Raw genomic sequence first — 19,746 nt, 5'->3', positions numbered from 1 at the left:
CTCTTGCGGGGAGAGGGTCGGGGTGAGGGGCTGTGTCCGCAAAGATAGTGAGAGATGAACTCGCGGTGAGTCCCCCTCACCCGGATCGCATTGCGCTGCGCTGCATGCGATCCGACCTCTCCCCGCAGGCGGTCCGCAGGCGGGGCGAGGTGACTCTTTAGGCCGCCCCGTCGCGGATCGGCGGCTGGAACGACAGCGCGGTGTCCCAGGGAAAGAAGATCCAGGTGTCCTGCGACACCTCGGTGATGTAGGTGTCGACCAGCGGGCGGCCCTTGGGCTTTGCGTACACCGTTGCGAAATGCGCATCGGGCAGCATCTCGCGCACCAGCTTGCCGGTCTTGCCGGTATCGACGAGGTCGTCGACGATCAGCAGCCCCTTGCCGGTGCCGCCGCCGAGCTTGGCGGTCTGCTCCGAAATGCCCTTGAGCACTTTCAGGTCGCCTTGCTTGTCATGGTCGTAGCTGGCGACGCAGACGGTATCGATCACCCGCAAGCCGAGCTCGCGCGCCACGATCGCCGCCGGCACCAGCCCGCCGCGGGTGATCGCGATCACCGCGTGGAACGGGCCGACCTCGTTGAGACGCCAGGTCAGCGCCCGGCAATCCCGATGGAATTGATCCCACGAGACCGGGAACGGCCTGCCGGCCCGATCCTGCGCATTCTGTTCAGAATTTCGTTCAACCATGTCGCCTCAACTCGCCGGCTTCTTCTGCGCGGCCTGCACCTGCTTCAGCATCTCCTTCACCGCGGCCATCGCCGCGGCGAGCTTCTCGGGATCGCGCGAGCGCACCACCAGATTGGTGTTCGGCTTCTGGTTCTCGTCCTGGAACGGATAGCTGCCGATGATGGTGTCGGGATTGGCTTCCGCGATCGCCCGCAGCGGGCCGCCGATGTCGCCTTCCCTTGCGTCGGCGCGGACCGAGTCCGACAGCATCCGCACACCGGATTTCAGGGTCGGCGCCACGATGTCCATCATCGCCTGCATGATGGTGGGGATGCCGGCCATCACGATGACGTTGCCGAGCTTGAAGCCCGGCGCCAGGATGGTCGCACTCTGGATCAGCTCGGCGCCATCGGGCACCCGGGCCATCCGCAGCCGCGCCTCGTTGAGGTCCTGCTCGGTCCAGCGCTCCCTGAACCGCGCCACCACATCAGGATGATGGTGGATCTCGACCCCGAACGCCTTCGCCACGCTGTCGGCGGTGATGTCGTCATGGGTCGGCCCGATGCCGCCGGTGGTGAACACGTAGGTGTACCTATGCCGCAGCGCATCAAGGGCGGACACGATGTCAGCCTCGTCGTCGGCGACGACGCGGACCTCCTTCAGGTCGATGCCGATATTGGTCAGGTATTCGGCGATGAAGCCGATGTTCTTGTCCTTGGTCCGGCCGGACAGGATCTCGTCGCCGATCACCAATATCCCCGCCGTGACGATCTCGCTCATGGTCTCATTTCCTTAAACTTGATCCCCTGACATTGCCGTTCCAATGCCTTGAAGTCACGGGGTTTTGCCGCCGAATTAAGCAGACCTCAGCCGGTTTTTCGGGCAGGCCTTCCGCCTCCCCCTTAGCAAATGCCACAAGCCAATGCATATCGCGCTGGCCCGCCCCTTGCTACCATCCCATCAAGTCATGCACTGTGTCACATGGCTTGGGAGGGCAATCGGGATATATGGCAGTCGCGTTCGATGAGATGAACGGCCTCGGCGAGGATCTCCGCCCGGCCTACCAGGAGCTCTCCCGCTGGCTCAAAGAGACGCCGCCGGATGCGCTCGAATATCGACGCCAGGAAGCGGAGCTGCTGTTCCGCCGGATCGGCATAACCTTCGCGGTCTACGGCGATTCCGAGGCCCAGGAACGGCTGATCCCGTTCGACGTCATTCCGCGGATCATGTCGGCGACCGAGTGGACGCTGCTGGAGAAGGGCCTGAAGCAGCGCGTGCTCGCGCTCAACATGTTCCTCAAGGACATCTATCACGGCCGCGACATCCTGCGCGCCAATGTCATCCCTGAAGACCTGATCTTCCAGAACCCGGTGTTCCGTCCGGAGATGAACGGCCAGGACGTGCCGCACGACATCTACGTCCACATCGCCGGCATCGACATCATCCGCACCGATCCGGATAATTTCATCGTGCTGGAGGACAATGCACGGACGCCGTCCGGCGTCTCCTACATGCTGGAAAACCGCGAGATCATGATGCGGCTGTTTCCCGACCTGTTCGCGCGGCACCGGGTTGCGCCGGTCGAGCGCTATCCGGATGAATTGTTGTCGGCGCTGCGCTCGGTGGCACCGCACAGCGCCTCAGCCGAGCCGACGGTCGCGCTGATGACGCCCGGCGTCTACAACTCGGCCTATTACGAGCACTCCTTCCTGGCCGACAAGCTCGGCATCGAGCTGGTCGAGGGACGCGACCTCATCGTCAAGAACGACGAGGTGTTCATGCGCACCACCGAGGGGCTGAAACGGGTCGACGTGATCTACCGCCGTGTCGACGACGATTTCCTCGATCCCCTCACCTTCCGTCCGGATTCCGCGCTCGGCGTCCCCGGGCTGATGTCGGCCTACGCGGCCGGCAACATCACGCTCGCCAACGCGGTCGGCACCGGCATCGCCGACGACAAGGCGATCTACTCCTACATGCCCGATATCGTGAAATTCTACCTCAGCGAGGAGCCGATCCTGAAGAACGTGCAGACCTGGCGCTGCCGCGAGGCGCAGGACCTGTCCTACGTGCTCGACAACCTCGCCGACCTCGTCGTCAAGGAGGTGCACGGCTCGGGCGGCTACGGCATGCTGATCGGCCCGGCCGCCACCAAGGCAACCATCGAGGCGTTCCGCGACAAGCTCAAGCGCGAGCCGGAGGGCTTCATCGCCCAGCCGACGCTGGCGCTGTCGACCTGCCCGACCTGCACCGACAAGGGCCTCGCGCCGCGCCATGTCGACCTCCGCCCGTTCGTGCTGACCGGCTCTAGCCACACCACCATCGTGCCCGGCGGCCTGACCCGCGTTGCGCTGAAGGAAGGCTCGCTCGTGGTCAATTCGAGCCAGGGCGGCGGCACCAAAGACACCTGGATACTGAGCGAGTAGTTGAAAGCATGCTGTCGCGCACCGCCGAAAACCTGTTCTGGCTGGCCCGTTATGTCGAACGCGCCGAGTATCTCGCGCGCACGATCGACGCCACGCTCCGTGTCACCGCATTGCCCGCGGCCTATATCGGCAAGACCAATGAGTGGGATTCCGCGCTGCTCACCGCCGGTGTCGGCGCGGCCTTCTACGACCATTACGAAGAAGCCAACGAGCGGAACGTCGTCGAGTACCTGTCCTTCTCGTCGGAGAATCCCTCTTCGATCAAGAACTGCATCGAGGCTGCACGGCTCAATTCGCGTTCGGTGCGCACCGCGCTGACGTCGGAGATGTGGGACACCATCAATTCATCGTGGATCGAGCTGCAGGCAGTCTGGAACAAGGGTCCCGCCAACCGCGAGGAGCTGGCAAAATTCCTGCGCTTCGTGCAGGAGACCTCGCTGCGCTTCGACGGTTCGGCCTACCGCACCATGCTGCGCAACGACGCCTACTGGTTCTCGCGGCTCGGCGTGCATCTCGAGCGCGCCGACAACACCGCCCGCATTCTCGACGTCAAGTATCACATGCTGCTGCCCGAGGAGGAGCATGTCGGCGGCCCGCTGGATTACTACCAGTGGACCTCGATCCTGCGCTCGGTGTCGGCAACGACCGCCTATCACTGGGTGTACCGGGAAACCCTGAAGCCCTGGCTGATCGCCGACCTCCTGATCCTCAACGACACGCTGCCGCGGTCGCTCGCCAGCTGCTACAGCAACCTGGTGCGCAATCTCGACCAGATCGGCGTCGCCTATGGCCGCCAGGGCGCCGCCCAGCGCCACGCCCGCGGCATCAGGAACCGGCTCGAGCACAGCCATATGGACGATATCTTCCAGCACGGCGTGCACGAATTCATCCAGGAATTCCTTGCGGATAATTCGCGGCTGGGTGAGATCGTCGCCAAGCAGTATTTGATGTGACCGCCGCGGCAGGAAAAGTGCTCAAAATGTCGTCATATCCGGGTCTGTCCCGGTTAGCCATGTCTTGCTTTCGCGGCCGATTAGGGAGAAAGACGTGGGTGCCCGGGGCATGACGTTCCTGCCCCAGAAGACCGACTGAACTCCGGTTGAGCCATGCGCCCTGCGGATTGCCCACACCACCACCTATCGCTACGAGCCGGCGGCCTCGGGTGTGATCCAGATTCTGCGGATGACGCCAGGCAGCCATGACGGCCAGTATGTCGCCGATTGGCAGATCGACGTCTCGACCGATTCCCGGCTCGACACCCATGAGGACGCGTTCGGCAACGTCACCCATGTGCTGACGCACGGCGCGATCACCGATCTTACGATCCATTGCGAGGGTCTGGTCGAGACCCAGGACACCGGCGGCGTGCTGAAAGGCACCGACGAGCGGTTTCCGCCGAGCCTATTCCTGCGCGCCACGCCGCTGACGGACCTCAACCCGGCGATGACGAGTTTCGTGCGCGAGCTGCGTGCGGAGGCCGGCGCCGACGTGCTCGGCTTCCTGCACGCGGTGATGGTGCAGATCTACGAGCACATGACCTTCGACGAGGACCCGACCAACAGCGCCACCTCGGCGTCCGAGGCGTTCGCGTTGAAGCGCGGGGTCTGCCAGGACTACGCGCACATCCTGATCGCCTGCGCGCGCGCCGGCGGCGTTCCGGCGCGGTTCGTCTCCGGCCACTTCCTGCGCTCCGACGGCATGGTCAACCAGCAGGCCGGCCACGCCTGGGCCGAGGCCTTCGTGCCCGACCTCGGCTGGGTCGGCTTCGACGCCGCCAACGGCATCTGCACCACCGACGCCCACGCCCGCGTCGCGATCGGTCTCGATTATCTCGGTGCCGCCCCGGTCCGCGGCACCCGCTATGGCGGCGGCAACGAGACGCTGACGGTCGCGGTTAAGGTCGACCAGGCCGGCCGCCCCGGGCAGTGGCAGAGCCAGACGCAGTCGTAAGCCGCCGCCAGCGTTCTCTCTCATTCTGAGGAGCCGCGAAGCGGCGTCCCGCGCTCAAGGTCGGATTTGAGGACAACCAGGAAACGCGCCGCTTCGCCGCCGGTCACCACCCGATGGTCGAAAGTGAGCGATAGCGGCAACGTGCGTCTGACCGCAACCTGGCCCTGATGCGCGACCACGCGCTCCGAAATCCGCCCGGCGCCGACGATCGCCGTCTGTGGCGGCACGATGATGAGATTGGCGAAGCGGCCCCCGATCATTCCGAAGTTCGAAAGCGTGATCGTCGCACCACGCAGCTCTTCCGGGGGTATCGCACGCGCGATCGCGTCGGCGCGCAGGCGATCGAGCCCAGCCCGCAGGTCCGATACGGTTCGCTCCGCGACATTGCGCAGCACGGGAACGATCAGGCCGCCGCCGGTGTCGACAGCGATGCCGAGATCGATGCGCTCGATCAGACGCCGCTCTCCCGAGCCGGAATGATACCAGGCGTTGAGCGCGGGCTCTGCCTTGCATGCAGCGGCGATCGCACGCACCAGACGGATTGTCACGTCCTCGTCCCGGCGCCAGTCGTTGATGTCGGCTTCATCGGTGACCGTCGCAGGCACGATTTCCGCATGCGCCGCCGTCATGCGCTGGGCCATCGCGCGGCGCAGGCCGCGCAGCGGCTCGGCGGGTCCGCGGTGAGACATCCGCTTTGCCGCCCGCTCGACATCGGCCCGAATGCCGCCGGGCCCCGTCGCCTCGACGAGATCGAGCGCGACGTCAAGCTTGCGCGCGAGGGCGCGCACCGCCGGAAACACCTGAGCGCCCTCCCCGCCGGGCGGCGTCGAAGCAGCTGCTGCCGCCGGCGGTTGCTCGCCGGTGCCGAGTTCGCCCACAATCGTGCCGGTATCCTCCTCGGCGCCTTCGGCAAACTCCACGAGCGGCGCGCCGACCTTCACGATATCGCCCTTGGCACCGAACAGACGCGCGATGCGTCCGTTCGACGGCGCCGGTATCTCGACAACCGCCTTGTCGGTCTCGACCGAGACGAGCGGCTGGTCGGTCACGACATGGTCGCCCTCGTTGACGTACCAGGTGACGATCTCCGCTTCTTCTAGACCTTCACCAAGATCCGGCAGCGTGAACTGGTGCATGGGACAAGATCCGTCGGTGTTCAGTTGTACTGGCAGGTCTTTCGGGCTGCCATCACGATCCGTCCGACCGACGGCATGTAGCGTTGCTCGAGGCGGGCCATCGGGATCACCGTGTCGTAGCCGGTGACGCGGATCACGGGTGCGAGCAGCGAGGACAGTCCGCGCTCGGCGATCATGGCTACGATCTCCGCGCCAAATCCGCCAGTGTGTGCCGCCTCGTGCACGATGACGCAGCGCCCGGTCTTTGCGACCGAACCGAGCACGGTGTTTTCATCGTAGGGCTTCAGCGTGGCGAGGTCGATGACCTCGGCGGCGATGCCGTCATCGGCAAGCGTGTCCGCTGCGGCCAACGTTTCTTTCAACATCGCGCCCCAGCTGATCAGCGTGATGTCGCGCCCCTCCCTCAGGACAAAGGCGTGATCGAGCGGCAAGGCTTCGCCATTGTCCTCCACATCGCCTTTCGCCGCGCGGTACAGCCGTGTCGGCTCCAGGAATACCACCGGATCGGGATCGCGGATCGCGGCTAGGAGAAGTCCATAGGCCCGCTCCGGCGACGAAGGCACGACGACACGCAAGCCCGGAATGTGGGCGAGCATCGCCTCGGTGCTTTCGGAATGATGCTCGGGCGCACGAATGCCAGCTCCATGCGGCGTGCGCAGAACCATCGGACAGGTGAGCCGTCCCTGGGTACGGTTGCGCATTCGTGATGCGTGGTTCACCAGCTGATCGAGACAGGGGTAGATGAATCCCATGAACTGGATTTCGCCGACCGGTTTCAGCCCCTGCGCGGCCATGCCGACACAGAGCCCGCTGATCAGGAGTTCGGCAAGCGGCGTATCAAGGACGCGCTCCGGACCGAAGCGCTCCTGCAAGCCAATCGTCGCGCGGAACACTCCGCCATTGACGCCGATATCTTCGCCGAGCAAGACCACATCGGGATCGTCAGCCATCGCGCGGCCGAGCGCCAGATTGACGGCTTCGACCAACGTCACTTCAGGCATCGTCCTCTCCCGCGAGTTCGCGACGCTGCGCGGCATAGGCGTCGGGCAGCTCGGCATAGAGGTTGTCGAACATAGTTTCTGGCCGGCGCGGCGGCGTCGTCAGATAGCGCTGCACCGCCGCCTCGATGCGCTCATGGCACTCGGCCGCAAGCCGCTCCTCGTCCGCCTTGGTCCACATCTTCTGACCCACGAGATAGGACCTGAGGCGCGCAATCGGCTCTTCCTTCCAATGCGCCTGGACTTCTCCGGCCGAACGATAGCGCAACGCATCATCTGACGTCGTGTGATCGCCGAGCCTGTAGGTGACCGCTTCGATAAAGTGCGGGCCCTTGCCGTCGCGGGCAGCGGCAATGGCCTCCTCGGCCGCGGCGCGCATCGCCACCACGTCGCACCCATCTACCTGCTCGCCGCTGAACCCGGCCGCGATAGCCTTCTGGGCCAGCGTTTCAGAGGCGGTTTGCAACCGCAGCGGCACCGATATGGCCCATTGATTGTTGGTGACGACGAACACGAGCGGCAATTTGTGAACGCCGGCAAAATTCATGGCCTCGTAGACGTCGCCTTTCGAGGTAGCGCCGTCGCCGAACAGGCAGACGGCCACACGCGGCTGCTTGCGCAGCTTCAAGGCATAGGCCACGCCGGCGGCATGGGGCGCCTGCGATCCGACGGGAACGCAGAATGGAAAATCATGGACTGGACCGGAGAATTGATTGCCCCGCTCATCGCCGCCCCAGAACAGCAGTATCTCCTCGGGCTTGACGCCACGCCAGAGCAACGCGCCATTGTCACGATAGGAAGGCAGCAGAACGTCTTCTTGCCGCATCGCACTCGCAATGCCGACCGACACGGCTTCCTGGCCGAGCGATACGGCATAGGTTCCCAGCCGACCGGTGCGCTGCAACGCAACAGCCTTGCGGTCAAACAGCCGCAACAGCACCATCGACCGGTAGAGTTCGATCAGCAGCTTGGCATCGCGGGCGCAGGAGGGAAGCGGCCGGATGATTGCGCCGTCCGGCGCGAGGTAGTTGCGGCGGCGCACCTCAAAGCGTGCAATGATGGGGAGCTCTTCGTTTGCTCTTTTGCTGGCCACGCTCACTCTCCTGGAGCGGTTCTGCCTGCCACGTTCAGCTATTTGGTGTTCGCGCCGCGACGATGCAATACCGCCGTAACTTCGCTCTGGGTGCAGGCCCAGCTGACTTGCGCCCGATGACTTGCGCCTGACGACCTGCACCAGGTGGCTGCCCGGCAGGCGAAAGCCTGCTGTGGCCCTCATCCTTGTGCAGAGCGTGTGATCTCGATGCAGTGTTTTCGCTTACGTGAATTTCGTGCGAACACCTTGCCTTGCCACTGCGTTTGCGATCACAACGCGGCGAGCCCTCTTTCTCGGGCGAGCGACATGGCGTAGTCTGCGCCGAGCTGCCCTTTGAAGCGGGACGGGCCGACGTCTCCGTTTGACGGAACGGGCAGCGGTCAGGCCGTCGGCAGGCATCTCAGTCTGAACGCAGCGCCTGCCTTATGTGGCGCTCCCTCAACTTCAACATGAAGCAGGTTGGCCTGCCGCAGACGCGGCAGACAAGGGAATGCGTAACCCTTGGAGGACGACATGGCGACATTCATAGTGAGGATCGACTGGACCGACCAGGGAATTCGTAACGTCAAGGAAGCGCCCAAGCGCAGCCGAGCGGCGAGAGAACTCGCCAAGACGCTCGGTGTCGAAATCAAGGAGGTCTATCTCACCTCCGGCGAGCATGACATCCTTCTCCTCGCCGAAGCGCCTCTCGGCGACAACATCACAAAGCTCGCGCTTGCCCTCAGTTCTCAGGGAAACATACGGACCTGCACCTCCCGGGCCTGGCCCGAGGCCGAGTGGACCAAGCTGATCGCCGAGCTTCCGTAGCGGCTTCGGATGCTCTGACGGATCTCTGCGCGGCCTGACCGACGGGTGCCGTCGCTGTTCGGCCCCCCGGCGACCTGTGCGAGCTCTGCGTGCGCGCAAGGCGATGGCTCACGTCGTCGTCAGCGGGAACTGCATGCATCATTTGTCCAGCCAGACATCCTCGAAGCGCAGATTGTTGTACTGGCTGTTGTCGTGCGGATGAAAGTTCCTCACATAGGGCTGCCAGCAGTTGCCGGCCGATGAGTGCAGGATGACCGGCCGCGCCGCATCGGCGACCAGCAGGCGCTCGATGTCGAATACAATTTTGCGGCGCTTGTCCTTGTCGACCTCGCGCGACTGCGCGACGAGCAGCTTGTCCACCTCTGCATTGCAATACTGGGTGTAGTTGCGCTCGGAGTTGCAGGAATAGTTCTCGACCAGATTGCCGTCGGGATCGTCGACGCTGACGCCGGTGACATTGAGCCCGATCGTGTAATCCTTGCGTTGCAGCCGCGAGTACCAGCGCGGCGTGTCGAGGATATCGAGCTCGGCAACGATATAGATCTTCTTGAGCTGGTCGGCGAGGATCACGGCCGGGTCGCGATAGGTCGGCAAATTGCGGGTCTGGATCTTGATCGACAGCGGCTTGGCGTCGCTGTAGCCGAGCTTCTGCATGATTGCCTGCGCGTCCGCGAGGTTCTTCTCGGTATCCGCGCCGTAGCCCATCAGCGTCGACAGGATCTCCGGCGGCATGCCCCACTCGCCTTCCGGCTTGGCCTGCATCGCACCGCCGAGCCGCCCGGTGCCCTCGAACAGGATGCTGTTGAAGGCCTTGCGATCGAGCGCCAGCGACATGGCCTTGCGAATCTCCGGATTGTCGAACGGCGGATTGACGCGGTTGACCAAGAGATTGATCTGCAAATTGGTCGACGTCATCTCGCAGATCGCGTTCGGCGCCCGCGCCTTGACGTCCTTCATCAGGGGAATGCTGACATCGGACGGAAAGGTGATGTCGTAGTCGCCGGTCGCGAACGCCAGCATGCGCGTGGCGCGGCTGTCGATCGAGCGCACCGTGATCTCGTCGAGATACGGCCGGTCCTTCTTGAAGTAATCTGGATTACGCACCAGGCGGATCGAATCCCCGCGCCGGAATTCGACGAATCTGAACGGCCCGGTGCCGATTGGCTTGGTGCGCATCACCTGCTGCGGCACGTGACACGGATAGACCACCGAGAAGGCGCTGGCGAGCAGCGCCAGCAGGCCGGGCTGCGGCTCGGTCAGCTCGAAGGTCGCCTCATCGTCGCCATTGACGCTGACATCCCTGAGTTTCGAATACCAGACCTTGCGCGGATTGCGCTTGAAGTCCTGGGTTTTGGAGTCTTGGGTCTCGCTCTTGCCGATCAGCATCCGCCAGGTGCACTGCACGTCCTTCGCCGTGAACGGCTGGCCGTCATGCCACTTTACGCCGTGCCTCAGCTTGAAGGTGAGCTTTGTGTTGGTGGAATCCCACGACCAACTCTCGGCAAGATCGGGGATCACGGTGTCGATGCTTTCGTGCACCTTGGCCGGATCGAACACCACGAGGTTGTTGAAGACCGCCGCGAACGGCATCACCGAGGCGATGGTGGATTCCTCGAGCAGCGAGGTCGAGGGCGGATTGTCGTTGTGATAAAGCCTGAGCGTGCCACCCTTCTTCTGCGCCGATGCCGGGCTCGCGGCCATCACTGCTGCGCCCAATGTCATGATGTACGTGGCCAGTTTGAACGACATTCTCGCCTCCCGGAATTTCTTGTTGTTGTCGCTTTCGGGCAGTCGACCACAACGCCAGGTGCCTCGCAATGAGACGGGGCGCCGATCATTGCCGGCTGCGCGCAACGCAGAACGAGGCCGGGGCAAGCACGGGATTCTCAGGCGGCCAGCGGCGGAAAAGGGCCTCACACGGACCGTCGCCGGACCCCTCCTGACCGGCCATCGCATGTCCCGTCACGGGGAATTGGGGTTGGATGCGACCTCGAAATTGGCTACACGTTTGGCGCCGAGAAACTCGGACCGTTTGAGGACTGCAAATGACCTATTGCTGCGGAATTCTGGTGCGCGACGGCCTCGTCATGATCGCCGATACCCGCACCAATGCCGGTCTCGACAACGTCTCGACCTTCCGCAAGCTGCACATCTTCGAAAAGCCCGGCGACCGCATCATGGCGATCGCCAGCGCCGGGAATCTCGCGATCAGCCAGTCGGTGCTGTCGACCCTGACCGAGGGCATGGAAGACCCGCACACCGGCGAGCTCGAGACACTGATGAACGCACCGACCATGTTCCAGGCAGCGCAGCGGATCGGCCGCGCCATCCGGTCGGTGCATGCCACCGAGGGCGATGCGCTGCGTTCCGAAGACATCTCCTTCGACGTCTCGTTCCTGTTCGGCGGCCAGATCAAGGGCTCGCGGATGCGCCTGTTCATGGTCTACACCGCCGGCAACTTCATCGAATGCACCACCGACACGCCGTATTTGCAGATCGGCGAGCACAAATACGGCAAGCCGGTGCTCGACCGCGCCATGCATTACGACGTCGAGCTCTACGAGGCCCTGAAGACCGGGCTGATCTCGATGGATTCGACGATGCGCTCCAACCTCGGCGTCGGCCTGCCGATCGACGTGCTGGTGGTGCGCACTGACGCCTGCGAGGCCGATCTCAATCACCGCATCGAGGCCGGCGAGCCCTATTTCCACGACCTGCGCTCGCGCTGGTCGGCAGCGCTGCGCGCGGCGCACCAGAACATTCCACGCCCACCCTACAAGAACGAAACCGAAGCAAAAGCCAGGTAAGAGGAAACTGAGAGATGACCGAAGCAAACAGCAAGATCGCGCTCGTGACCGGCGCCGGCACCGGTGTCGGACGTGCAGCATCGCTCGCTTTGATGGACAAGGGCTATACCGTGGTGCTCGCCGGGCGCCGTCTGGAGATGCTGGAAGAGACCAGCAAGCTCGGCCCCGCCGGCAAGAGCCTGTGCGTCACCGCCGACATGGCCAACCCGGCCGCGATCGCCGCGCTGTTCGACAAGGTGAAGGCGACCTACGGCCGGCTCGACGTTCTCTTCAACAACGCCGGCATGGGCGCGCCGCCGGTCAATTTCGAGGATCTGCCGCTCGAGCAGTGGCAGGCCGTGGTCAACACCAACCTCACCGCACCGTTCCTGTGCACCCAGCACGCCTTCCGCATCATGAAGGACCAGACGCCGCGCGGCGGCCGCATCATCAACAACGGCTCGATCTCGGCGCACGCGCCGCGGCCGTTTTCGGCGGCCTACACCTCGACCAAGCACGCCATCACCGGCCTCACCAAGGCCTCCAACCTCGACGGCCGGATGTATGACATCGCGGTCGGCCAGGTCGACATCGGCAACGCCGCGACCCCGATGACCGATCGCATGGTCAACGGCCCCGGCGTGCTGCAGCCGGACGGCACCACCAAGCACGAGCCGCGCATGGACGCCAAGGCGGTCGGCGACGCCGTCGCCTACATGGCCGGCTTGCCGCTCGACGCCAACGTGCTGTTCATGACGGTCATGGCAACCAAGATGCCGTTCGTGGGACGGGGCTGATCTTCTTCTCCCTGCTTGCGGCAGGACGATCACGTCGGCATGGCCGGGCATAGCCGTCCGAAGGATGGCGTCGCTTCCGCTCCGCCTATGTCCCGGCCATGCCGTTCCAAGGGCGCACTGCCAAATATTGAAAACAACCCCATGCAAAGTAGCCGGCAGCTGCCGGCGTTCGACACCGCAACTTGACACGTCGGGCAAATCAGCGATATTTTTCCATTATTCCGAAATTTGTAAACCCCTCGCCCGAAGCGAACGCCAAGGCGGGTCCGCGGCGCCGTTGCCGGCATACCGCTCGACGCGAACGAGCTGTTAGGGCTTGCGCTCGGTCTGCTCCCTCGCCCCGCTCTTGCGGGGAGAGGGTTGGGGTGAGGGGCTCTCTCCGCGAGCAAGCCGCGCGCTGAGACCTGTACCCCCTCACCCGGATCGCATTCCGCTTCGCTGCATGCGATCCGACCTCTCCCCGCAAGCGGGGCGAGGTAAGTGACGCGCTCCTACTCCAGCTTCTCGACATCCCGCAGCGTCGGGAACAGCTTCATCCAGAGCAGCGCGACCGCGACGGTGGCGACGCCGCCGAGTACGGCTGACGGCACGGCGCCGAGCAATGCGGCGGTGACGCCGCTCTCGAACTGGCCGAGCTGGTTGGACGCGTTGATGAACAGGAAGTTCACCGCGCCGACGCGGCCGCGCATCTCGTCGGGGGTGGCAAGCTGCACCAGCGAGAAGCGGATCACGACGCTGATCGTGTCCGCAGCGCCGAGCACCGCGAGCGCCAGCGCCGACAGCCACATCCATTGCGACAGCGCGAACACCACCGTCGCGACGCCGAACACGATCACCGCCTGGAACATGCGCATGCCGACGCGGCGGTTGATGGTGTGCCGCGCCAGCAGCATGGTCATCAAGAGCGCACCGACCGCGGGCGCGGCGCGCAGGATGCCGAGGCCGAGCGGGCCGGTTTGCAGGATGTCGCGCGCATAGATCGGCAGCAGCGCGGTGACGCCGCCGAACAGCACCGCGAACAAATCGAGCGAGATGGTGCCGAGGATCGCCGGATTGCTGCGCACGAAGGTGACGCCGGCATACAGGTCATCCGACACCGCCCCGTTCTTCGCCGCCGCCTGCTGCAGCCGGCCGATGCCGCCGGTGAGGAGCGCGCCGAACAGCCAGAACACCATCATGATGCCGTAGGGCGCGCTCGGCATCAGCGCATAGGCGAAGCCACCGAGCGCGGGTCCGGTAATGGTCGCAACCTGGGCCGCGCCGCTCGAGATCGCGGTCGCCCGCTGCAGCGACCCTTGCGGCGCGATCAGCGGCAACAGCGCGGCAGTCGCCGGGCTCTCGAACGCGCCGGCGATTCCGAGCACGAAGGCCGCAGCGAAGATCTGGATCTCGGAGATGGTGCCGGCAAATGTGCTTCCGGCGAGAAACAATACAGTCAGCGCTTCCGCCACCTGGCAGGCCTGCACCACGCGCTTGCGCTCGAAGCGGTCGGCGGCGTGGCCGGCGACGAACACCAGCAGCGCCGTCGGCAGGAATTGCACCAGACCGACCATGCCGAGGTCGAACGCGCTGCCGGTCAGATCATAAATCTGCCAGCCGATCGCCACCGCGCCGATCTGGCTGGAGAAGCGCGACAGGCTGCGCGACGACAAGAAGAACAGGAACGGTCTGTGGCCGAGCAGTTCGCGGGCACCGGCCGGCGTGGCAGAGGACATGCATGATTGCGTGACTGAGCCCCTGCAACTTGTCAATGGATTCGGGATGAACGCGTAACAGCATTGCGCTGCGTGGGGCCCCTGCTCATAATCGCTCGAAGGTTCTTGGGGGCGTGATGCTGCAATTGCAATCGGCGTTCGGCGTGGTGGCGTTGCTCGTGATCGCCTGGGCGTTGAGCGAGAATCGCTTGAAGGTGTCGCTGCGGCAGGCGGCGATCGGGCTCGTCGTCACGGTCGTCACCGCGCTGGTGCTGATCAAGGTGCCGCTGGTGACGCAGGCCTTCGGCGCGATCAACGATGCCGTCGGCACCATCGCGGCCGCGACACGCGCCGGCACCGCCTTTGTGTTCGGCTATGTCGGCGGCGGCCCGGCGCCGTTCGATCCCAAGGTGCCGGGTTCGGATTTCATCCTCGCCTTCCAGGCGCTGCCGATCGTGCTTGTCATGAGCGTGCTGACGACGCTGTTGTTCTATTGGCGCGTGCTGCCGCCTGTCGTGCGCGGCATGGCCTGGATGCTGGAACGCACGCTCGGTGTCGGCGGCGCGGTCGGGCTTTCCACCGCCGCCAACATCTTCCTCGGCATGGTGGAAGCCCCGCTCTTCATCCGCCCCTATCTGGCGCAGCTCACCCGCAGCGAATTGTTTCTGGTGATGACCGGCGGCATGGCCGGGATCGCCGGCACCGTGCTGGTGCTCTACGCAACGCTTCTTGCGCCACTGATTCCCGATGCGGCCGCGCATTTCGTCATTGCCTCGGTGCTCGGCGCGCCGGCCGCGATCCTGGTCAGCCTGATCATGGTGCCGGAAACGTCGGACCAGCGCACCGGCGGGGTCGCTCGACGATCCCGATGTTCAGGTGTCATCGACAATGGACGCCATCGTGAAGGGCACCGCCGGCGGCCTCGAGCTGCTGATGAACATCATCGCGATGCTCTTGGTGCTGGTCGCGCTGGTCTATCTGGCGAATGCAATCATCGGCCTGCTGCCGGAAATCGGCGGCGCGAAGATTTCGCTGCAACGGCTGCTCGGTTACGTCATGGCGCCGGTGTGCTGGCTGATGGGCCTGCCATGGCCGCAGGCGATCACGGCCGGAAGCCTGATGGGCACCAAGACCGTGCTGAACGAGCTGATCGCCTATGTCGACCTGTCGAAGCTCGGCCCCGACGCGCTCGATCCGCGCTCGCGGCTGATCATGCTCTACGCAATGTGCGGTTTTGCCAACTTCGCGAGCCTCGGCATCATGATCGGCGGCCTCGGCATCATGGCGCCCGGGCGGCGCGACGAGATCAACGCGCTCGGGCTGAAGTCGATCGTCTCGGGCACGCTGACGACCCTGCCTGATGGGCGCGATCGTGGGGATGATGACAGCGCCGTAGCCCGGATGAAGCGCAGCGCAATCCGGGGCCGTCCGACTGCGGGCACGAGCCCCGGATTTCGCTGCGCTCCATCCGGGCTACAAGATCTCACCCGGCTCGTCATGCCCGGGCTTGACCCGGGCATCCATCGATCAGCGAAGACACTTGCGAAGCTGGATGGATGGCCGGGTCAAGCCCGGCCATGACGCAGCGAGGCTTACGCCTTCAGCTCCACCGTCTTGAACTCGGCCGGCAGGATCACCTCCAGCAGTTCGACGTCATCGGAGTAGTCCAGGATCATGTGCCGGATGCGCGGCGGCTGGGTCCAGGCGCTGCCCTCTTTCATCAGCGTCTCGCCCTCGCCTTCCATGTAGGTCTTCACCCAGCCCTTGAGCACATAGACCATCTGGAACTCGACGTCGTGGAAGTGCAGCTTCGAGACCTCGTCCGGATTGCACGGTCCCTGCAGCCGGATGACATGCGCCTGCGCGAGACCATGGGATGCTGCGGCAATGCCGAGGTCGCGGTACTTGGCGTAGGCGCGCAGCCCGTCGGCCTTGAAATCCTCTTCGCGGTGATGGCTGATGGCGACGCGCTGCTTCGGCCGTGCCTTGGTTGCTGTCTTGGTTGCTGTCTTGGGCGCGCTCTTCTTGGCTGCGGTGACGCGGCCCTTGGACTTAATGGTCTTGCGCGCGGACGATTTCGCCGACGATTTCTTGGCGCCGGCGCCGAGCCCCGACCATTTCTTCTTCACCGCGGTCTTGGCTGCGGATCTCGATGCCGTCTTCTTGGCCATTGTTCGCCTCCCGTCTTTTTGTGACGGGCGAAGGCTAACACAAGTCGCGCCGCGCGAGGTGGGCAAAGGCGCAGGCCGCGCCTCGCCCCCTTGCCTTGCCCCCTTTGCGGATCAATGCAGCCGGAACACGCCGTCGACGGCGCGCAGTTCGGCCGGCTTGACCAGCTTGGAATGCGCCACCGTCACCGAGAACAGCGGGCCTTCGAGCTTCTCCTGCCAGAAGGCGAGGAAATCCCGCAGCGCCGGAAATTTCGGAAACAGGTCGTAGTTCTGCCAGACATAAGTTTGCAGCAACGAGGGATGGTCCGGCATCCGATACAGGATTTGCGCCGTCGTCAGTCCATACCCCAGCAACTGCTTCCGGAAATCGTCGGAAACAACCCCACCAACTCGCGAGACCATGCCAACCTCCTGTGACGGAGCGCATTCACATGGCGGCCGACCCCCGCCGGACCACCGGCAATGGATGCGCTCACATGAGAGAAATGTGACGCACGCGACTAACCCATCTCAAGCCCAAATGTTTAATAGGTTGTTGAAATTTCTTGCGTTAGCAGCAGCTTACCGCATCTGCTAATAGCCCCGGCGACCCCTGCGGGGCGGCATTAAGGATGCCGAAATGATCTCGAAATGATCCTGGCAGCCGTCATTCGCGAGTGCCAATTTTTCTGCTAGAGCCACTTGCCCGCCGCCAAGGCTTGGCCTATCTCCTGCTCAGTTAGTCTGGCACTCGCTGGGCTGGACTGCTAACACTCCAAAAATCTACAGCATATGCAAACGTTTAGGAGGACTGCATGAAATTCCGTCCGCTTCACGACCGCGTCGTGGTCAAGCGTATCGACGCCGAAGAGAAGACTGCTGGCGGCATCATCATTCCGGACAGCGCCAAGGAAAAGCCCTCGCAGGGCGAAGTCATCGCCGTCGGCCCGGGCGGCCGCGACGAAGCTGGCAAGCTGATCCCCATCGACATCAAGGTCGGCGACCGCGTCCTGTTCGGCAAGTGGTCGGGCACCGAGGTCAAGATCGACAGCGAAGACCTGCTGATCATGAAGGAAAGCGACATCATGGGCGTGCTCGACGTCCCCGCTTCCAAGAAGAAGGCGGCCTAAGCGCCTCTTTCCCTCCCAGGTAAATCTCAAGGAAAAATTCAGATGGCAGCTAAAGAAGTCAAATTCTCCGTCGATGCGCGCGACAAGATGCTGCGCGGCGTCGACATCCTCGCCAATGCGGTGAAGGTCACTCTCGGCCCGAAGGGCCGCAACGTCGTGCTCGAGAAGTCGTTCGGCGCTCCCCGCATCACCAAGGACGGCGTCACCGTCGCCAAGGAGATCGAGCTCGAGGACAAGTTCGAGAACATGGGCGCCCAGATGGTGCGCGAAGTCGCTTCCAAGTCCGCTGACGCGGCCGGCGACGGCACCACCACGGCCACCGTGCTCGCCCAGGCGATCGTGCGCGAAGGCGCCAAGTCGGTTGCCGCCGGCATGAACCCGATGGACCTGAAGCGCGGTATCGACCTCGCGGTCGAAGCCGTCGTTGCGGACCTCCAGAAGAACTCGAAGAAGGTCACCTCGAACGAGGAGATCGCCCAGGTTGGCACCATTTCGGCCAACGGCGATGCCGAGATCGGCAAGTTCCTCGCCGACGCCATGAAGAAGGTCGGTAACGAGGGCGTGATCACGGTCGAGGAAGCCAAGTCGCTCGAGACCGAGCTCGACGTCGTCGAGGGCATGCAGTTCGATCGCGGCTACATCTCGCCCTACTTCGTCACCAACGCCGACAAGATGCGCGTTGAGATGGACGACGCCTACATCCTCATCAACGAGAAGAAGCTCTCCTCGCTGAACGAGCTGCTGCCGCTGCTCGAGGCCGTGGTGCAGACCGGCAAGCCGCTGGTCATCGTCGCTGAAGACGTCGAAGGCGAAGCCCTCGCCACCCTCGTCGTCAACCGCCTGCGTGGCGGCCTGAAGGTCGCGGCCGTCAAGGCTCCGGGCTTCGGCGATCGCCGCAAGGCCATGCTGCAGGACATCGCGATCCTGACCGGCGGCCAGGCCATCTCGGAAGACCTCGGCATCAAGCTCGAGAACGTCACGCTGCAGATGCTCGGTCGCGCCAAGAAGGTGATGATCGACAAGGAAAACACCACGATCGTCAACGGCGCCGGCAAGAAGGCCGACATCGACGCCCGCGTTGCCCAGATCAAGGCGCAGATCGAGGAGACCACCTCGGACTACGACCGTGAGAAGCTGCAAGAGCGTCTCGCCAAGCTCGCAGGCGGCGTCGCGGTGATCCGCGTCGGCGGCGCGACCGAAGTCGAGGTGAAGGAGCGCAAGGATCGCGTTGATGACGCGATGCATGCGACCCGCGCGGCTGTCGAGGAAGGCATCGTCCCGGGCGGCGGCGTCGCCCTGCTCCGTGCTTCCGAGCAGCTCAAGGGCCTGCGCACCAAGAACGACGACCAGAAGACCGGCGTCGAGATCGTGCGCAAGGCGCTGTCGGCTCCGGCTCGCCAGATCGCGATCAACGCCGGTGAAGACGGTTCGGTCATCGTCGGCAAGATCCTGGAGAACAAGGCCTACAATTACGGCTTCGACTCCCAGACCGGTGACTATGCCGACCTCGTCAAGAAGGGCATCATCGACCCGACCAAGGTCGTCCGCACCGCGATCCAGAACGCTGCCTCGGTTGCCGCGCTGCTGATCACCACGGAAGCGATGGTTGCCGAGCTGCCGAAGAAGAACGCCGGCGGCCCTGCGATGCCTCCGGGCGGCGGCATGGGCGGCATGGACTTCTGAGTCCAGCCTCTCGGGCAATTTACGAAATGCAAAACCCCGGCAGCGATGCCGGGGTTTTTGTTTGGGGTAGGCTCGCCGGGCTACTTACCGCAGCGCGGCCAATGCAAATACCTTGCACAACCTCACGCTGATGCAGGGGCCTCACGCGGCTCTCAGCATGCACGTTATGCACAACACTCTCCGTAAATATACGTTGGTCTGAGTTGACAATCTCAAAAAAATTTCGTGCGAGAGTCGCAAACCGAACCGACACTGTCGCCTTCGTCTCGCACAGTAAGCTCGGGACGAGATCGAACTTCACTCTCAAAAATCTGAATCGAGCACGGAGCGTCAGCTCCCGTGACGCGAGCAAGCGTCGCGGAGAATGCTCTCACTTGCGAGGGAGGCTGTGCGGTGGGGGAAAGCGAAGAGGTTCTCTGCCAAGCCGCCTGA

17 protein-coding genes and 1 pseudogene are annotated in these 19,746 nt (G+C 64.0%); 9 read left to right on the top strand and 9 right to left on the bottom strand.

Features of this window, described 5'->3' with window-relative positions; all coding sequences use genetic code 11:
* Window positions 1-157: 157 nt before the first annotated feature.
* Together gpt and ACVWW1_RS04850 are read right to left on the bottom strand one after the other, a co-directional pair.
* Complete coding sequence (gene gpt / locus ACVWW1_RS04855) at window positions 158-685, bottom strand: xanthine phosphoribosyltransferase (RefSeq protein WP_092115219.1); 528 nt, start codon at window positions 683-685, stop codon at window positions 158-160.
* 6 nt (window positions 686-691) lie between these two features.
* Window positions 692-1,444: a competence/damage-inducible protein A gene (locus ACVWW1_RS04850; protein WP_456655038.1), complete on the bottom strand. Its 753-nt coding sequence runs from the start codon at window positions 1,442-1,444 to the stop codon at window positions 692-694.
* Window positions 1,445-1,671: 227 nt separating this feature from the next.
* On the opposite strand from ACVWW1_RS04850, the gene ACVWW1_RS04845 reads away from it, so the two are divergent.
* From ACVWW1_RS04845 to ACVWW1_RS04835, 3 genes are all read left to right on the top strand, one after another.
* On the top strand, window positions 1,672-3,090 hold the full coding sequence (locus ACVWW1_RS04845) for a circularly permuted type 2 ATP-grasp protein (protein ID WP_207830822.1): 1,419 nt from the start codon (window positions 1,672-1,674) through the stop codon (window positions 3,088-3,090).
* 8 nt (window positions 3,091-3,098) lie between these two features.
* On the top strand, window positions 3,099-4,043 hold the full coding sequence (locus ACVWW1_RS04840) for an alpha-E domain-containing protein (RefSeq protein ID WP_176530395.1): 945 nt from the start codon (window positions 3,099-3,101) through the stop codon (window positions 4,041-4,043).
* Between the two features lie 160 nt (window positions 4,044-4,203).
* A complete protein-coding gene (locus ACVWW1_RS04835) occupies window positions 4,204-5,040 on the top strand; it encodes a transglutaminase family protein (RefSeq protein WP_456656621.1) in 837 nt (278 codons plus the stop codon).
* Between the two features lie 20 nt (window positions 5,041-5,060).
* Here the strand turns inward: ACVWW1_RS04835 and ACVWW1_RS04830 are convergent, their stop codons facing one another.
* Genes ACVWW1_RS04830 through pdhA form a run of 3 tightly spaced genes read right to left on the bottom strand, consistent with a single transcriptional unit; the run spans window position 5,061 to window position 8,267 of the window.
* Entirely contained in the window at window positions 5,061-6,176 is a 1,116-nt protein-coding gene (locus ACVWW1_RS04830) for a dihydrolipoamide acetyltransferase family protein (protein ID WP_456655037.1), read from the bottom strand.
* Between the two features lie 20 nt (window positions 6,177-6,196).
* Window positions 6,197-7,177 (bottom strand): alpha-ketoacid dehydrogenase subunit beta, encoded by a 981-nt coding sequence (locus ACVWW1_RS04825; RefSeq protein WP_456655036.1) that lies wholly within the window; start codon window positions 7,175-7,177, stop codon window positions 6,197-6,199.
* Window positions 7,170-8,267, bottom strand: a complete 1,098-nt coding sequence (gene pdhA / locus ACVWW1_RS04820) for a pyruvate dehydrogenase (acetyl-transferring) E1 component subunit alpha (RefSeq protein ID WP_456655035.1) — start codon at window positions 8,265-8,267, stop codon at window positions 7,170-7,172. The genes ACVWW1_RS04825 and pdhA overlap by 8 nt, the downstream gene beginning before the upstream one ends.
* 513 nt (window positions 8,268-8,780) lie before the next feature.
* On the opposite strand from pdhA, the gene ACVWW1_RS04815 reads away from it, so the two are divergent.
* Window positions 8,781-9,074, top strand: coding sequence for a GYD domain-containing protein (locus ACVWW1_RS04815; protein ID WP_224924489.1), 294 nt, complete (start codon window positions 8,781-8,783; stop codon window positions 9,072-9,074).
* 138 nt (window positions 9,075-9,212) lie between these two features.
* Here ACVWW1_RS04815 and ACVWW1_RS04810 read toward each other — a convergent pair whose 3' ends face one another.
* Window positions 9,213-10,823, bottom strand: a complete 1,611-nt coding sequence (locus ACVWW1_RS04810) for an ABC transporter substrate-binding protein (RefSeq protein ID WP_456655034.1) — start codon at window positions 10,821-10,823, stop codon at window positions 9,213-9,215.
* Window positions 10,824-11,119: 296 nt separating this feature from the next.
* Here ACVWW1_RS04810 and ACVWW1_RS04805 point away from each other — a divergent pair, with 296 nt between their 5' ends.
* Window positions 11,120-11,881, top strand: a complete 762-nt coding sequence (locus ACVWW1_RS04805; RefSeq protein WP_456655033.1) for a peptidase — start codon at window positions 11,120-11,122, stop codon at window positions 11,879-11,881.
* A 14-nt stretch (window positions 11,882-11,895) separates the two neighbouring features.
* The gene (locus tag ACVWW1_RS04800) at window positions 11,896-12,657 is read left to right on the top strand and encodes an SDR family oxidoreductase (protein WP_456655032.1); all 762 of its coding nucleotides are present in this window, start codon (window positions 11,896-11,898) and stop codon (window positions 12,655-12,657) included.
* A gap of 491 nt (window positions 12,658-13,148) precedes the next feature.
* Here the strand turns inward: ACVWW1_RS04800 and ACVWW1_RS04795 are convergent, their stop codons facing one another.
* A complete protein-coding gene (locus ACVWW1_RS04795) occupies window positions 13,149-14,372 on the bottom strand; it encodes an MFS transporter (protein WP_456655031.1) in 1,224 nt (407 codons plus the stop codon).
* 116 nt (window positions 14,373-14,488) lie between these two features.
* Between ACVWW1_RS04795 and ACVWW1_RS04790 the strand changes: the two are divergent.
* A pseudogene (locus ACVWW1_RS04790) lies at window positions 14,489-15,747 on the top strand (NupC/NupG family nucleoside CNT transporter).
* A gap of 196 nt (window positions 15,748-15,943) precedes the next feature.
* Here ACVWW1_RS04790 and ACVWW1_RS04785 read toward each other — a convergent pair.
* Window positions 15,944-16,522, bottom strand: coding sequence for a cupin domain-containing protein (locus ACVWW1_RS04785; RefSeq protein ID WP_456655030.1), 579 nt, complete (start codon window positions 16,520-16,522; stop codon window positions 15,944-15,946).
* Between the two features lie 111 nt (window positions 16,523-16,633).
* Window positions 16,634-16,924, bottom strand: a complete 291-nt coding sequence (locus ACVWW1_RS04780; protein WP_092115230.1) for an usg protein — start codon at window positions 16,922-16,924, stop codon at window positions 16,634-16,636.
* A 392-nt stretch (window positions 16,925-17,316) separates the two neighbouring features.
* On the opposite strand from ACVWW1_RS04780, the gene ACVWW1_RS04775 reads away from it, so the two are divergent.
* The gene (locus ACVWW1_RS04775; protein ID WP_176530387.1) at window positions 17,317-17,631 is read left to right on the top strand and encodes a co-chaperone GroES; all 315 of its coding nucleotides are present in this window, start codon (window positions 17,317-17,319) and stop codon (window positions 17,629-17,631) included.
* 42 nt (window positions 17,632-17,673) lie between these two features.
* Window positions 17,674-19,314: a chaperonin GroEL gene (groL, locus tag ACVWW1_RS04770; protein WP_342728235.1), complete on the top strand. Its 1,641-nt coding sequence runs from the start codon at window positions 17,674-17,676 to the stop codon at window positions 19,312-19,314.
* Window positions 19,315-19,746: the final 432 nt, after the last annotated feature.

This window comes from Bradyrhizobium sp. JR3.5, assembly GCF_054057015.1.
This window is presented reverse-complemented; position numbering and strand designations above follow the sequence as displayed.